Origin of the sequence: Rivularia sp. PCC 7116, from assembly GCF_000316665.1 — a bacterium.
Lineage (GTDB): Bacteria > Cyanobacteriota > Cyanobacteriia > Cyanobacteriales > Nostocaceae > Rivularia.
This window is the reverse complement of record NC_019678.1, coordinates 7683630-7700000: the sequence shown is the minus strand read 5'-3', so window position 1 is coordinate 7700000 and position 16371 is coordinate 7683630. Positions and strand designations below refer to the sequence as shown.

Sequence of the window (16371 nt, the reverse complement as noted above, 5' to 3'; positions counted from 1 at the left end):
TCTGAGATTGATTGGACTTATTAATTTCAAGAATTAAAATAACTTTATCGGTAATTCAATGACAAACTCTGTACCCTCACCGAGAGTAGAAACACAGTTTAATTTACCGCCATGTTTTTCTACCACAATAGAATAACTTGTTGATAATCCTAAACCCGTACCGCTACCGACGGGTTTCGTTGTAAAAAATGGGTCGAATATTTTATTCAAAACTGATTTATTCATACCAATACCATTATCGGCAATGCTAATAAATATATTTTGAGAATCTTTGACTGAGGTCATAATTGTAATAGTTGGCTTGTTTATCTTTTTATCTCGTAATGCATCTATTGCATTACTGATAATATTAATAAAGACTTGGTTTAATTCCGAAGCATAGCATTTAACTTCTGGTAGCTGACTGTATTTTTTAATAATTTCAATCTCTGGATATTTATTATTCGACGATAGTTTATGTTGCAATATTAATAGAGTACTTTCAATCCCATCGTGAATATTTACAGATTTAATTTCTGATTCATCCAAACGAGAAAAATTACGTAATGATAAAACAATTTCTTTGATACGCTTTGCTCCTTTTTTCATCGAAAACAGTAGTTTTGGTAGGTCTTGGATTAAATAACATAGTTCGATTTCTTCTATTTTTTCTTCTATTTCTGGAACCGGCTGTGAATATAGATTTTTATATAAATTAATTAGTTCAATTAATGATTCTACGTATTCATTGGCTGGGGTAATATTACAATATATAAAGCTAACAGGATTGTTAAATTCGTGTGCTATTCCAGCAACAAGTTGACCTAAGCCAGACATTTTTTCGGCTTGAACTAATTGGGTTTGAGTGCATTGTAATTCTTGCAAAGCTGATTCAAGTCGAGTTGCTTTGTGTTTTAATTGTTGAGTACGTTCTTCTACTTTTTGCTTTAAAGTACAGGAATATTCTGACAATCTACTATATAGTTCGGCATTCTCCAGAGAAATAGCAGCTTGAGTTACAATTAAATTCAGAATTTTTAGATGATGTTGTGTAAATGCTCCAATGGTTAATCTGTTTTCAAGATATAGCAAGCCGATGAATTGACCTCGATTTAAAATCGGCATACACAAAACGCTTTTGGGTTGTTGTTCTATTAAATATGAATCGTTAACAAACTCATTTTCTGTTGTTGCATCATCTAATAAAACCGTTTTTAAACTACGTTTGACGTAATTAACTATTGTGATAGGAATATCTTTGCTGTCTTGATACGGTATATCTAATGTTTCAACTTTTTGATTGACATCAGTTAAAGCTTCGAGGATTATATTCTCGTTTTTTAACAATAGTAAAGCTACTTTTTTCGCTCCTGCATGTTCCATCACCACTTTCATTAACCGGGAAATTAACTGTTCTAATTGAATTTCACTTGATAAGGCTTGCGAAGCTTTGATAATACAGGAAAAATTCAAAGCTTCGGAAATGCCATTGTGACTGGAATGGATTGTTTGAACGCTTGTATTGAGAACGTTTTGAAAATTGTTGTTTTGATTTTGTAAAATTGGTGTCAGTAATTGAGGATAGCGTTTTTCTAAATCGTCTGTTTTGGCTTTTGCTCCCCAACGGGCATAGCAATAATAGGCTTCTTGCATATGCAAAGCTGCAAATTTTTCTTTACCCCAGTCAAGACAAAATTTACCTGCTAGTTCGTTAGCAAGGGCTTCTTCTTGAGTATATGCGTTTGCTTTTGCTCCAGAAATAGCTTTATCGTATAGTTCAATTGCTTCTAATGTTTGTCCTAAAACTCGACATTTTTCAGCTTCAACCAAATCAACTTTATGTTGATGATTCATGGGAGCATAATTTGCCCATTGTTGTTGTAATTTTATTTGATTTTCTTCCACCCGTTGAAGTATCTCTGCTCTGTTTGCAGATTGGGAATTCAAACTTGCTAGAGCAGTCAACGAATCATACAAATAAAATGCAGGCTCACCAATTGTTCCCGCTCCAGCCATGAAATAGCGTCTGACCTCAATGGTATACTCTTGAGCAGATTGAATTTCTCCAAAAAGATAGCAAAGCATCAGTTTATATAAATAGAAGAAATACAAACCTAGTAAGTCATGGGCTTCGAGTAGTCTTGGTATAAATTCTGCCTCTTGTAGTGCTTCCCCAGACAAAATACTCGGATGCTCTGCAAATCCTAGTAAATTTAACACGGCTTGCCGATAGATTCGACACCAATTAGCTGTTGTGGCTTGATTTAATTGTACTAAGCTATTAAGATATGTGCGATTTTTCTGCTCTAAAGTATCCAGGGGCTGGCTGCACCAAAAGGAATTGAGAAGAAGATTTTTGGTATTATATCCAACGTAGTCTAAGTTTCCGACTTCTAATGCTAACCCGTAGCCCTCTTGCAATAGGGGTAGTATTTCTTTAACATGAGATTTACGGTGTAAGATAAACTCTCCTACGACACTTAATATCTCTGGTTTGACAGCTTTAGCATCCAATTTGGAGATAACTCCAAGTGCTAAATGACCAAATTTCACTCCTGTCTCTACATCTTGTACCTGATTGCAAGCAATAATCCCATAGGCTGCATAAGCAAAGGCTGATGCTGGTATATTCCCATATTGAATTGATAGCTTCACTGATAAAGCAACCAGTAATGGAAGTAAGGGAGAACCAGATATAAAAGCAGCTGCCATTATACTGTTAGCAATCTGGATAATGGCTATTTTTTCCTCATCTGTCATTATGGGTAAGTTAGCCAAGTCTGCTATTTCCCTGTCTCCAATTAGCTTGTAAACCTCGATAATAGTTTCTTGAATATATTCGAGTGTGGGTGTTTCGGGAAAAGTTATATTCAATTTTTGTAAAAACTGTAGAGCTATAGCAATGGCTTCGGTTGCTTTATTTTGTGAGGTTTTGACTAGAATTCTAATTCGATATACATCAACCTGTTCTATTAGCGATGTGGTTTGTGCAGTAACTGTCTCAATCAACTCTTCCATCGCTGTAAAATCACCACACAGCGAAGCCAATTCAGCCAATTCGTTATGGAAAGCTAAACTTTTCTGGTATTGTTGTTCCCAAGCGTTTTCTCCCAGCAACAATAAGCCGATATTCCCATATTCCCTTCCTACCTGATATGCAACTGCGCTTTTGGCTTTACGACAAGCAATAAGATTGAGCTTAGCTAGCTGTGTACGTTCTTTTTTTTCGGTAATTAAATCAGTTCCATAATTTAATTGATTAACTAGCTCAAAAATTCTATCTTCTCTGTTTTCTAGAGGTATCTTTTCCAGCAGCAATTGTCCGATATTATAGTGAGTTGCTTTTTTTTGCTCCTGGGGAATCAAAGAATAAGCAGCTTGTTGAACGCGATCGTGCAAAAATTTATAATTTGCAATATCCCCACTCTCAGACTGGCTAATTTGTATTTCTGACTCGATATAAAACTTGTAAACTTGACTTTGCGGTACAATTAACCCATCTTGTAATGCTTTCCATAAATCCGCAGCAGTTTCAGTTTCCGACTTTTGACAAACTATCGCCAAAGTTGCTAAATCAAATTGATTGCCAATACAAGCCGCGAGCTTTAATATATCCAATGTTTGTGATGGCAACTTCTGTAACTGCAATGCCATAAATTCAACAACATCGTCAGTTAGCACAGCCGCTCTGACTTTATTGATATCGCAAACCCAGGAGCCGGTATCAAAATCAAATACGATTAAATTATCTTCATAGAGTGCTTTCAAAATCCGTCTACTAAAAAACGGATTACCCTGAGTTTTTTGATAAACCAACTGTGTTAATGTTTGCGCGATTTCTACAGAATAATTGAGAGTATCGGCAATCAATTTATTTAAACTTTCTGTATTTAATGCTGCTAAAGTAATTGTATTAATTATAGTTTTTGCTTTAGTAATTTCCGACAAAGTCAACATTAAAGGATGAGCCGCAGAAACTTCATTATCTCGATAAGCACCTATTATCAACAAATAATTGATTTTAGACTCACCCAACAGCAACTGCATTAACTTCAAAGATGCTGAATCAGCCCACTGCAAATCATCTAAGAAAATAACTAAAGGATGTTCTTTACTGCTAAAAACTTGAATAAACTTTTGAAATAATAAATTAAAGCGATTTTGTGCCGCAATACCCGATATTTCTGGAACTGCTGGTTGTTTACCAATAATATTTTCTAATTCGGGAATGACATCAATAATTACTTGTGCATTATCTCCTAAAGCCTGTAATACTTTATTTTTCCAGCTTGATAATTGAGCATCACTTTCGCTTAATAATTGTCCCATTAAACCCCGAAAGGCTTGGACAAAAGCATCTAAGGGAATATTACGATTAAACTGGTCGAATTTCCCTTTAATAAAATAACCTCGTTGTTTAACAATGGGTTTATGAACTTCGTTAATCACAGCAGTTTTACCAATACCAGAAAAACCTGCAACAAGCATTAATTCGCAATTTGCTTGAGATACTCGTTCAAATGCTGCTAATAATTGTTCAACTTCATGCTCTCTACCATAAAGTTTTTCGGGGATAATAAATTTGTCACAAATATCTCTTTGAGCAATTTCAAACTTTTCAATTGAACCAGTTTCTTTTAATTGGTAAAGACACTTTTCTAAATCGCACTTTAATCCCAAAGCACTTTGATATCTATCTTCGGCATTCTTCGCCATCAACTTCATAACTATATCTGAAATCACCAGGGGTATTTCTTGTTCCCTCTCCCTAACAAGGAGAGGGTTAGGGTGAGGTTTTTCTTCAAGGAGAGTGCTAGAGTAAAGTCTTTTAGCAGTGAGAGAACTAAGATGAAGCTTCTTCAACTCCGGAGGATTTTTGGCAATATGACAATGTAGCAACTCCATTGCATCATCGGAATTAAAGGGTAACTCTCCTGTTAATAATTCATAAAAAGTAACACCCAAAGAATAAAAATCACTGCGGTAATCAACGCCGCGATTCATCCTGCCAGTTTGTTCGGGTGATATATAAGCGAGCGTCCCTTCTAAACTATTGGGATTTTTAATTTCTTGTGTTTCCTTGGGTAGTAATGAAGCGATACTAAAGTCAATTAGTTTTACTTGCTTTGTTTCCGGGTTAATTAATATATTAGCTGGTTTAATATCTTTATGAATTATTCTATGTTTCGCTAAAATATTTAGAGTTTCGCATAGGGTAATTGCTATTTGCAGAAATTCTTCGAGAGAGGTTATATCTAGAGTATTAAAATATTTTTTGAGAGAAATTCCCCCCATATCTTCCATTACCAATGCATAGCCATTTTGATATGCTTCAAGGCTATATGTTTTAATAATTATGGGATAATTTATATTTTTAGTGATGGTATATTGATTGCGAAATTGCAAAATTTCGTTGAAATCTGGATAAGGATTTTTAAGTAGTTTGATAACGACAGGTTTTCGGTCTTCTTCTCGAAGCGCGCGATATATAATGGTTCTCAAACCATTGTAGATTTCTTCTATAATTTGATATCCCTGAACGTTAGCCATATTGCGAAATCCTCCACACTTGTATATTTAGTATTCCCAAAATATTAGGAAAGATTATGTTTTAGGTCAAATTTGCAATATTAGGACTTACGCAACTGGCATGTTTTTATATTGCGGCAGGCAAAAGCGAGGGCACTAATTTGTGGGTTTTCCCTAGGGTAAATGTATCTAAAAGTGTACTTTGCAATACAGATTGTTTAACGAAAATATGTTTTGAAGAAGCATATTATAGTAATAAGTATTTTGAGAAGATACTTACGGTGTTCTTACTAAGGCGGATTATACTTAGCGTATTAAATTTGCAGCAATCATCCAAGCCTAGTAATCGTCAAAAATCTAATTGAGTAGCTATGGATAATAATTATATATTGACGATTTTTACTGCTTATTTACTAGGATTTGAGATGCGCTTACCCCGAGTCTTGTAAACATCGCGTAAGTATTGAATATTTTCAACTATAGGAATCCTAATTGATTTTTGTTAGCGCAGCGTGTCCGGAGGACATAACATACGTAGGGTGTGTTGCTTGCTTCGCGCAACGCACCATCATATAAAAGTTTCGGTGCGTTAGACTGCCGTCGTAACGCAACGACAATAAAGCGCGAAGTTTATCTACACCGCTTTTTGCCTCCCCTACAAATTCCTAATTTTTTCAATATTAGGACTTACGCAACTGGCACATTTCTGCTGTAGGGTGCTGTGACACTTATTCGATTTTTTGACGTAATAGTGAGGGTTTTAGTGTCACGCACCACCCAAGTTGTGTGACACTTGCGTAAGTCCTGAATATTTAAACCGGCAAAATCATACTTGTAATCAGCAACGTCATTTTGCCTAAGTCCTAAATTAAACTTTCCTGCAAACTTTTCAACATTAAATATACAGAAGTTGCACCTGGATCTTGATGTCCCTTACTTCTTTCTCCGAGGTAGCTAGCCCTTCCTTTTTTAGCAACCATTGGTATAGTTTCTTTCATTCCTTGTTCTGCTGCTGCAACAGCTTTTTCCACTGCATTTTTAACATCAGCACCATCATTTATAGCTTGTTCAAAAGCCATAACAGCAGGATGCAAACTATCCACCATTGTTTTATCACCTAGCTGTGTTTTACCACGTGCAATTATTCCGTCTAATCCTGTTTTTAATAACTCAAGTATATTTTCTGCATCAAGTTCTTGTTTACCAGCAACAGCAGTACTTGCTCGTAAAAAGAAAGTACCGTAAAGTGGGCCACTAGCACCACCGATGCTAGAAATTAAAGTCATACTAACGGTTTTTAGGATAGTACCGATATCCTTATCGGCAACTGTTGGTAATTTTTCTATCACCTTTTTAAAACCACGTTGCATATTTATACCGTGGTCGGCATCTCCGATAGCTGCATCTAATTCTGTTAAATAATCTTTGTTTTGTTCTATTTCTGAAGCAAATTTTTGTAGCCAGTTGATGATTGTTTGTTTTTGCATGATAAATTCAACTTTTCTGTATTTGATAGGCTTATTAAACTGCTCAAATTATTCTGACTGGTTTGTTTTCACGGTAACGTTGGGAGACGTAGCACTGCACCCCGTCTCTACATTCCGTCAAAATTAATAAAACAGACTACTACTGCCATTTTCCTATTTTCATCCCCTCACTGCATAAGTTAATAGAATCCGAACCTATAAATAATAAATAAAAAAATGTTGTTTTTTACACTTTACATCCGTAGTGTAAACAGGTATTACTAAATACAGAAGCTAACTTTTGTGAATGCGTAAGTACTAATAAATGATAATGATATAGTTGCCCTTTTTTAATTTAAGATTTGACTGCATGGCGAAGAAAATCCTACTTTTATCAGCCAATCCCACAGATACCTCTAAGCTGCGCTTGGATGAGGAGGTGCGAGAAATTCAGTCAGGTTTAGAGCGTGCAAAACGTCGAGAGGAATTTGAAATTATCTCTAAGTTGGCGGTGCGAGTTAATGATTTGCGCCGTGGTTTATTAGATCATGAGCCACAAATTGTGCATTTTTCTGGGCATGGTGGAGGAAGCCAAGGTTTAGCATTAGAAGATAATTCGGGACAAATGCAGTTGGTAAGTGCATCATCCCTAGCAAGGTTATTTAAATTGTTTCCCACGGTTGAATGTGTGGTTCTTAATGCTTGTTATTCAGAAGTGCAAGCAGAGGCAATTCACCAACACATTGATTATGTGATTGGAATGAACAAAGCAATTGGGGATAAGGCTGCTATTGAGTTTGCTGTAGGGTTTTATGATGCTTTGGGGGCAGGTAGAACTATTGAAGATGGGTTTGAGTTTGGCTGTACTTCAATTGATTTGGAAAGTATTCCAGAATCTTCAACTCCGGTGTTGAAATGTAGAAATACTGTAAATCATCAACAAACAAGTTCTTCACAAGATAATTCTCAACAAGATAATTCTCAAGCTGGTAAACGTATTTTCATTAGCTATAAACGGGATGTACAACCAGATGAGGAAATAGCTTTACAAATCGTACAAGCATTGTCAGCAGAGCATCAAGTTTTCATTGACCAAAAAATACTTGTAGGTACCAGTTGGGCTGAACTAATTGAAACAGAAATTCGCCATAGTGATTTTTTAATTGTCTTGCTTTCGGAGCATTCAGTTCACAGCGAGATGATGGAAAAGGAAATCACAATGGCTCATGAGTTTGCTCAAGAGCGATCGGGAAAACCCGCGATTCTTCCAGTACGGTTAGCCTACCGTCAGCAGTTTCACTATCCCTTAAGTGCTTATTTGAATCATATCAACTGGGCGTATTGGAGTCACGAGCAAGATACACCACGGCTGATAGAGGAGTTAAAGCAAGCTATTTATGATAGAGAATTAGGTGTTAGCACGCAAAAAAAGATTGAGTTGCTGCCATCAAAAGAACCATCTGACTTGCCGCGTCCTTCTCCTTCCGCACAGCCAGGAGCTTTGGAAATTCCAGAAGGGACGATGAAGCTCAAATCTGCTTTTTATGTAGAACGGCAAGGCGATCGCATTGCCCTAAATACCATTGTCCAGCAGGGTGTAACCATTTCTATCAAAGGTCCCCGACAAGTTGGTAAAAGTTCGTTACTCAACCGGATAATGAAAGCGGCTCGGGATGAAAATAAGCGCGTACTATTTCTCGATTTTCAACTGTTAGGAAAAGCTGACTTAAGCAGCGATGAAATTTTTCTACGTCAATTTTGTTGTTGGTTGAGTGATGAACTAGAAATGGAGGACAAAGTTGATAAATATTGGCAGAAAAACATTAGTAATATTCAACGCTGTACCCGTTACGTCAGTCGTTACATATTAAAAGAATTGGATATTCCGTTGGTTTTAGCAATGGATGAAGTAGATAAGGTGTTTGACACAGATTTTCGCAATGATTTTTTTGGGATGTTGCGTAATTGGCATAATAGCCGTGCCATGAGTGATATTTGGAATAATCTGGATTTTGTTTTAGTTACTTCTACTGAGCCTTATCAGTTAATTGACGACCTAAATCAATCTCCGTTTAACGTCGGACAAGTAATTGAATTAGAGGATTTTACTGTAGAACAGGTAGCCGACCTCAATTATCGACATGGTTCGCTTTTTAACAGTAGCGATGAAATTAAATTAATGAAATTATTAAACGGACATCCTTATTTAACCAGGAAAGCACTGTATTTGGTTGCCAGCGGACAAATTACTAGTACAGAATTATTTAATCGTGCTAACAGCCCCAGAGGTCCCTTTGGCGACCATTTGCGGCGTTTATTATCACTTTTACACGATAGGCAAGAATTAAAAGAATCTTTACTAGAAGTAGTTGAAAATAATACCTGTGAAAATCAACAAATATTCTGGGAGTTGCGCGGGGCTGGTTTGGTACGCTCCAATGGGCAGAAAGTAATACCCCGCTGTCAGCTTTACGGCGAATATTTCCGGGAGCATCTTAACAGTTAACAATTATCAACTAACCACTAACTACTATCAACTAAGCACCAACAACTCCCTATGACTAAATCAATTTACTCTTTAGGTGGTACTGTCCAAGCTAGCAAAGGAATTTACATTCGTCGGGAAGCGGATGAGGTGCTTTTGGAGTTGTGTGGGCAAGGTGAATTTGCTTATATCCTCACTTCCCGGCAGATGGGTAAGTCTAGTTTGATGATTAGTACTGCATCTGAGTTGAAAAAAATTGGGGTGAAGTCTGTAATTATTGATTTGACGAAAATTGGTACTCAGGTGACGGTGGAGCAGTGGTATTTGGGTTTGCTGCTGGAGATTGAAGAACAATTGGATTTGGATACGGATGTTGATGAGTGGTGGGAAGCTAACGATCATGTGGGTTTCACTCAGCGATTGAGCAATTTTTTTCAGCAGGTATTGTTAGAGGAAGTGGAATCCTCTGTGGTTGTGTTTGTGGATGAAATTGATACTACTCTCAGTTTGGATTTTACTGATGACTTTTTTGCAGCGATTCGTTATCTGTATGTTGCTCGCGCCCAAGATGATAAATTTGAGCGGCTTTCTTTTGTGTTGATTGGGGTGGCAACACCGGGGGATTTGATTCGCGATGCTAAAAGAACTCCTTTTAATGTGGGAAAACGGTTGGATTTAACTGATTTTACTGTTGAGGAAGCCATGCCGCTGGCTGAAGGGTTGGGATTAACAAGCAAGCCAGCAGAAGAATTATTAAAATGCGTGCTGGAATGGACTGGTGGGCATCCTTATTTAACTCAACGTTTGTGTAGTGTTATTAGCGAGCAACACAAAAAAAGTTGGTCTAATGCAGCTGTGAAACAGGTGGTTAGCAATACGTTTTTGGGAGCAATGAGCAAGCAAGATAATAACTTGCAGTTTGTCCGGGATATGCTCACCAAACGCGCACCAAATCAAGAACAAGTTTTAACTGCTTATCGAGAAATTCGTTTGGCTAGTCATCCAGTTGTGGATGAGGAACAGTCAAATATCAAATCACACCTGAAATTATCTGGGGTAGTGCGGAGGCAGGATGATTCTTTAGTGGTACGCAATCGCATTTACCAAGAGGTGTTTAATGCAGATTGGGTAGAAAAGGAACTGGCTCAACAACGCCCATACTCCCAGGCTTTAATGGCTTGGTTGGAAACAAAGGAGCAAGATGAATCGCGGTTATTGCGGGGACAAGCTTTGCAGGATGCTTTGGCTTGGGCTAAGGATAAAAGCTTGGGCAATGTAGATTATCAGTTTTTGGCTGCCAGTCAGGAATTGGATAAGCGAGAAATTCAATTTGCTTTAGCAGAAACCAAGAAACAAGCCGAGGTGATTGTCGCTGATGCACAACGGAAAGCCAAGTGGACTACTAGTATTGGTTTGGGTATCTTGACAGTAGCAATTACAGGTGCCATAGGGGTGAGTTGGTATGCTCGAAGATTAAAGAATTTACAACAAGTTACTGTTCTCGAACAGACAGCAAATTGGGCTTTAAGGTTATTTGATAGCTATGAAATAACAGCATTATTTATAGCTATGGAAACTGGGCAAAAGTTACAAACCATGGTTAAAGATAATCGCCCTGGGGAATATCCCGCAGCTAATCCCGTCTCGGTTTTGCAAAGTATCTTGAATGATATAAGGGAACGCAATCAACTCAAAGCACATACAAAGGCTCTCACCAGTGCCAGATTTAGCCCCGACGGCAAGCGTATTCTTACTGCTTCTGAAGACGGAACTGCAATAATTTGGAATAGCGATGGCAAAGAATTAGCTGTTCTCAAAGGTCATACAGGACGTGTTTACAGTGCTGTATTTAGCCCAGACGGTAAGCGTATTCTTAGCGCTTCTGAAGATAAAACTGCAAGGATTTGGAATAGCGATGGCAAAGAATTAGCCGTTTTCAAAGGTCATACAGGACGTGTTTACAGTGCTATATTTAGCCCCGACGGTAAACGCATTCTTACAGCTTCTGAAGATAAAACTGCTCGAATTTGGGATAGTTCTGGCAAGAAATTAGCTGTTCTTAAAGGACATACAGAGGGTGTCAACAGTGCCATATTTAGCCGTGATGGTAAGCGTATTATTACTGCTTCCGAAGACGGAACAGCAAGGATTTGGAATACAGATGGCAAAGAATTAGCCGTTCTCAAAGGTCATACAGGACGTGTTTACAGTGCTATATTTAGCCCAGACGATAAACGCATTCTTACAGCTTCTGAAGATAAAACTGCTCGAATTTGGGATAGTTCTGGCAAAGAATTAGCCGTCCTCAAAGGGCATACAGAGGGTGTCACCGGTGCCAAATTTAGTCCTAACGGTGAACTAGTTCTTACCGCTTCTGATGACAATACCGCTCAGATTTGGGATATTTCTGGCAAGAAATTAGCTGTTCTTAAAGGGCACACATCAGGTATCATCACAGCTAAATTTAGTGATGATGGAAGACGTATCCTCACCGCTTCTGATGACGGAACAGCAAGGATTTGGAATCCAGATGGCGAAGAATTAGCTGTTCTCAAAGGACACACAGAGCGTGTTATCAGCGCCAGTTTTAATTCTGAAAATAAAAATATTATTACCGCTTCTGGTGACAATAGTGCCCGTATTTGGGATGAAGATGACAAAGAATTAGTTTTTTTAAAAGGACATACAAAGGGTGTCAAAAACGCCAGGTTTAGTGCTGATGGTAAACGTATTCTCACCGCTTCTGAAGATAAAACTGCTCGAATTTGGGATAGTTCTGGCAAAGAATTAGCCGTCCTCAAAGGTCATACAGGAAGTGTTTATAGCGCTAGATTTAGCAATGATGGTAAACGCATTCTTACCGCATCCGAAGACGGAACTGCTCGTATTTGGAATAGTTCTGGTAATGAATTATTTGTTCTTAAAAATCTTACAAAGGGTACTACTAACGCCAGATTTAGCCCCGACGGCAAACACATTACTACTGCTTATGAAGACGGAACTGCTCGTATTTGGCATACTTCAGGTAAGAAATTAGCTGTGCTCAAAGGGCATACAAAGCTTATCAAAGATGCTAGATTTAGCGATCGCGGCAAACGCATTGTTACTGCCTCCCGCGATAAAACCACTCGGATTTGGGATAGTTCTGGAAAGGAATTAGCTGTTCTAACAGGGCATACAGATACTGTTCTCAGCGCCAGGTTCAGCAATAATGGCAAATACGTTCTTACTGCTTCTTGGGATAATACTGCCAGGGTTTGGAATACAAATGGCAAGGAATTAGCTGTTCTCAAAGGACATACAAAAGGTGTCTACAGTGCTAGATTTAGCCCCGACGGCAAGTATATACTTACTGCTTCTGAAGATGGAACTGCAAGAATTTGGAATAGTTCTGGCAAAGAATTAGCCGTTCTCAAAGGTCATACAGGAAGTGTCTACAGTGCTATGTTTAGCGATGATGGTAAACGTATTCTCACCACTTCTCGGGATAAAACTGCTCGAATTTGGGATAGTTCTGGCAAAGAATTAGCCGTTCTCAAAGGTCATACAGGAAGTGTTTATAGCGCTAGATTTAGCGATGATGGTAAACGCATTCTTACCGCATCTGAAGACGGAACTGCAAGAATTTGGCAGATAGAGGAATTGGATAATTTGCTTAAAAGAGGTTGTGAGTGGTTGGATGATTATTTAGTTGTCAATGCCCAATATTTACGAAAATTAAAGGTATGTCAAACACCATCTAATATCAAAGCAGCAGCACCGTATTTGGTGAAAATTGGGGAAGAGAAAGCACAAGCTGTTGATATTAAAGGTGTTAACGGTGCTATTGAGACTTTTAAGACTGCTTTAAAGTGGAATCCGGAATTAAAATTTGACCCTCAGAAAAAAGTACAAGCGATACATTTAGTTAGCAAAGGCGCTATTTTTGTTAGAGAAAAGAAGATAAAAGAAGCGATCGCAGCTTATAAACAAGCACAGAAAATTGATGCCAAAGTTGAAATTGATGCTGATGCTTGGAATAATCTTTGTGGACAAGGTAGTTTAAATGAATTCGCCAAAGAGGTAATGTTTGCTTGTGAAAATGCTGTGAAACTTGCCCCGGATAGTGGCGCTATTCTCGATAGTCGGGGGTTAGCGAGGGCGTTGACGGGGAATTACAAAGGGGCAATACTCGATTTTGAAGCATTTATTGCCAAGTCTAGTGATGAAAAAGAAAAAGATATAAAAGCACAACGCCAGGGTTGGTTAAAAGCCCTACGGGAAGGTAAGAATCCGTTTACAAAGGAAGAGTTGGAGAAGTTGCGGAGTGAGTAGTGATATGGTGTTCGTTGAAATAACCCTTCGTACCTCTTTCAGAGGAGCTTCGCTAAGGCAATGAAATGTAATAATATATAAATTAAAACCACAACAAATCGAATTCAGCTATGCATTCAATTTATCGCATAAATACCAAACAGTTGGATAGTAACTTTATTGATGCACTGAAAGTGAATTACCCAGATAAAGAAATTGAAATTGTTGTATACGAAGTTGACGAAACTGCTTATCTATTATCTTCTGAAGCAAATAAGAAACACCTGTTAAAAGCGGTAGAAAATATTCAAAATAAATCTAATCTTGTTGAAGTAGATATAGACAATATTGAATGAATAGAAGAATTGTATTTGAACCGGGTGCGTTTGAGGATTTTAACGAGTGGTCAAAGTTAGATAAAAAACTGTATAAAAAAATTGTTGAGCTAATCAAAGATATTGACCGTTCTCCTTTTACTGGTTTAGGAAAACCAGAGCCATTAAAACATGAACTGGCTGGCTTTTGGTCAAGACGAATTAATGAAGAACATCGTTTAGTTTATACTATAAACGATACAGAAATAATTATTGCTGCCTGTAAGTACCATTATGAATAATAGAACTTATGCAACTGGCAGATTTTTTTGTAAAGTGTGTACAGTTTGTAATTTGCTTTAGCCCAAATAAATATTCTGCGCTAAAGCGTTACTACGAACTTAATTCAACCTCACTTCAAAGCAACAATCATCTCATCATTAACTTTGAGCAATTCCACATCTACCCAATCGCCTTACAAATCAACCCATAAGAATAACGTTATCAATCACATGAATTACACCATTATCAGCTTCGATATCTGCTGCTAAAATAGTGGCATTTTTCACTTCAAATTTATGATTACAATTAATATTAATAGGGGAACCTTCCACAGAATTTACAGTTTTCAATTTTGCTAAATCGGCCTGCATTAATTTGCCCGCGACAACATGATATGTGAGAATTCTTGCTAGCTGGGGAGGATTTTGTACCAGAGTTTGAACGGTTCCGGGAGGTAATTTTGCAAAAGCTTCATCATTAGGTGCAAAAACTGTAAAAGGTCCGGGACTTTTTAATGTTTCTACTAAATTAGCAGCTTGTACTGCTGCAACTAGCGTATTAAAAGAATCAGCACTAACAGCAATATCAACTATATCTGCCATGTTTTCACCATTACTCTACCAAGTATTATAAGAGATAGTGACGACTCGGCAGGGATTTCAGTCTACTTTAGTAGACTTGAGCTATTAGCCTCGGAATTGATTCCGAGGTGGTTGTGAGAACTAACTGAGACTGATTCAAGATTTTTAAACAAGAACAGGACTTACGCAACTGTCACAAGACTCGGATGGTGCGTGACACCAAAAGTCTTATTATTACGTTGAAAATTGACCTAAGTGTCACAGCACCCTACAAGAAAAATGTGCCGGTTGCGTAAGTCCTAAAAAATAATCAACCCCACTTCAAAGCAGCAGTCTTCACCGGAGCATCCCAAAGTTTAACCATCTCATCATCAACTTTGAGCAAAGTAATTGAACAACCCTGCATTTCCAAGGAAGTCATATAAGAGCCAATTAAATTACGGACAATTTTTAACCCTTTCCCTTGACAAACTTCTACTAATTTTCGATAAACAATGTACAACTCGCTCAGGGGAGTACCACCCATACCATTAACAAAAGCCAAAACATTACTACCGCTTGCCAAAGGTGAATCTGTCAATTCCACATCTACCCAATCACCTTGCGATTCATCCCATTGCCTTACCGTGCGAGTATATGCTGAATCTTCAATAATCCCTAGCGCTAGGGTTTCTGTAATCTCATCTGCTGGAGCCATTGACGTGCGTTGCCTTCCCGGCTCACCATGAATACCGCAACCCATTTCAATTTCTGTGTCACCCAATTTAAAAGTCGGCGAACCTTTTGCGGGTACCGTACAGGAAGTCAAAGCCATGCCCATACTTCTACCGTTACAATTAACCTTGGCGCATAAATCGGCAATTTGCTGTAAATCATAACCTTGTTCTGCTGCTGCACCACAGATTTTTTCAGCTAATACCGTAGTTCCGACACCGCGACGACCTTGAGTATATAAACTATCTTTAACGGCTACATCATCATCAATTAAAATATTTAAAACCCGCATATCTTCACTGCGGGCTAACTCCGTAGCCATTTCAAAATTCATCACATCGCCGCTATAATTTTTGACGATATTTAAAATACCAGCACCACCATCAACCTGTTTTGCAGCAGCTAACATTTGGTCGGGAGTCGGAGAAGTGAAAACCTCTCCAGGAACCGCAGCATCAAGCATTCCCATACCCACAAAACCAGCGTGCATCGGTTCGTGCCCGCTGCCACCACCAGAAATAACTGCGACTTTTCCTTTTACGGGTGCATCAGTACGATATACAAAAGTAGGTGCAAAATTTACCTTAATTAAATCGGGATGAGCAGCAGCCATTCCTTCCAGACTTTCGCGTACAAAGTCGTCGGGCTGGTTAATTAACTTTTTCATATCACCTTTCACCCGTAGGATGTGAATCTTAAATTATCAATTAAATATTTATCATATATGT

At 38.0% G+C, this 16371-nt stretch carries 8 protein-coding genes; 4 read left to right on the top strand and 4 right to left on the bottom strand.

Going from position 1 to position 16371, the window contains the following annotated elements; all coding sequences use genetic code 11:
* Positions 1-33: 33 nt before the first annotated feature.
* Positions 34-5529 (bottom strand): ATP-binding sensor histidine kinase, encoded by a 5496-nt coding sequence (locus RIV7116_RS29535; protein ID WP_015122008.1) that lies wholly within the window; start codon positions 5527-5529, stop codon positions 34-36.
* Between the two features lie 842 nt (positions 5530-6371).
* Positions 6372-6995, bottom strand: coding sequence for a dihydroxyacetone kinase subunit DhaL (gene dhaL / locus RIV7116_RS29530; RefSeq protein WP_015122007.1), 624 nt, complete (start codon positions 6993-6995; stop codon positions 6372-6374).
* A 349-nt stretch (positions 6996-7344) separates the two neighbouring features.
* On the opposite strand from dhaL, the gene RIV7116_RS29525 reads away from it, so the two are divergent.
* The 4 genes from RIV7116_RS29525 to RIV7116_RS29510 all read left to right on the top strand — a co-directional run bounded on the left by RIV7116_RS29525 (position 7345) and on the right by RIV7116_RS29510 (position 14368).
* Positions 7345-9480: an AAA-like domain-containing protein gene (locus RIV7116_RS29525; protein WP_015122006.1), complete on the top strand. Its 2136-nt coding sequence runs from the start codon at positions 7345-7347 to the stop codon at positions 9478-9480.
* Between the two features lie 51 nt (positions 9481-9531).
* Positions 9532-13773 (top strand): AAA-like domain-containing protein, encoded by a 4242-nt coding sequence (locus RIV7116_RS34320; RefSeq protein ID WP_015122005.1) that lies wholly within the window; start codon positions 9532-9534, stop codon positions 13771-13773.
* Positions 13774-13883: 110 nt separating this feature from the next.
* Positions 13884-14108 (top strand): hypothetical protein, encoded by a 225-nt coding sequence (locus RIV7116_RS29515; RefSeq protein ID WP_015122004.1) that lies wholly within the window; start codon positions 13884-13886, stop codon positions 14106-14108.
* The gene (locus RIV7116_RS29510; RefSeq protein WP_015122003.1) at positions 14105-14368 is read left to right on the top strand and encodes a Txe/YoeB family addiction module toxin; all 264 of its coding nucleotides are present in this window, start codon (positions 14105-14107) and stop codon (positions 14366-14368) included. The genes RIV7116_RS29515 and RIV7116_RS29510 overlap by 4 nt, the downstream gene beginning before the upstream one ends.
* Before the next feature lie 180 nt (positions 14369-14548).
* On the opposite strand, the gene RIV7116_RS29505 is transcribed toward RIV7116_RS29510, so the two are convergent.
* Positions 14549-14950: a fasciclin domain-containing protein gene (locus RIV7116_RS29505; RefSeq protein ID WP_015122002.1), complete on the bottom strand. Its 402-nt coding sequence runs from the start codon at positions 14948-14950 to the stop codon at positions 14549-14551.
* 289 nt (positions 14951-15239) lie between these two features.
* A complete protein-coding gene (gene dhaK, locus RIV7116_RS29500; protein WP_015122001.1) occupies positions 15240-16310 on the bottom strand; it encodes a dihydroxyacetone kinase subunit DhaK in 1071 nt (356 codons plus the stop codon).
* Positions 16311-16371: the final 61 nt, after the last annotated feature.

Excerpts from the sequence above, each read along its gene's own strand:
- RIV7116_RS29510 (WP_015122003.1), top strand. The coding sequence starts at position 14,105 with ATGAATAGAAGAATTGTATTTGAACCGGGTGCGTTTGAGGATTTTAAC.
- dhaK (WP_015122001.1), bottom strand. The coding sequence starts at position 16,310 with ATGAAAAAGTTAATTAACCAGCCCGACGACTTTGTACGCGAAAGTCTG.
- RIV7116_RS29515 (WP_015122004.1), top strand. The coding sequence starts at position 13,884 with ATGCATTCAATTTATCGCATAAATACCAAACAGTTGGATAGTAACTTT.
- RIV7116_RS29505 (WP_015122002.1), bottom strand. The coding sequence starts at position 14,950 with ATGGCAGATATAGTTGATATTGCTGTTAGTGCTGATTCTTTTAATACG.
- dhaL (WP_015122007.1), bottom strand. The coding sequence starts at position 6,995 with ATGCAAAAACAAACAATCATCAACTGGCTACAAAAATTTGCTTCAGAA.
- RIV7116_RS29525 (WP_015122006.1), top strand. The coding sequence starts at position 7,345 with ATGGCGAAGAAAATCCTACTTTTATCAGCCAATCCCACAGATACCTCT.
- RIV7116_RS29535 (WP_015122008.1), bottom strand. The coding sequence starts at position 5,529 with ATGGCTAACGTTCAGGGATATCAAATTATAGAAGAAATCTACAATGGT.
- RIV7116_RS34320 (WP_015122005.1), top strand. The coding sequence starts at position 9,532 with ATGACTAAATCAATTTACTCTTTAGGTGGTACTGTCCAAGCTAGCAAA.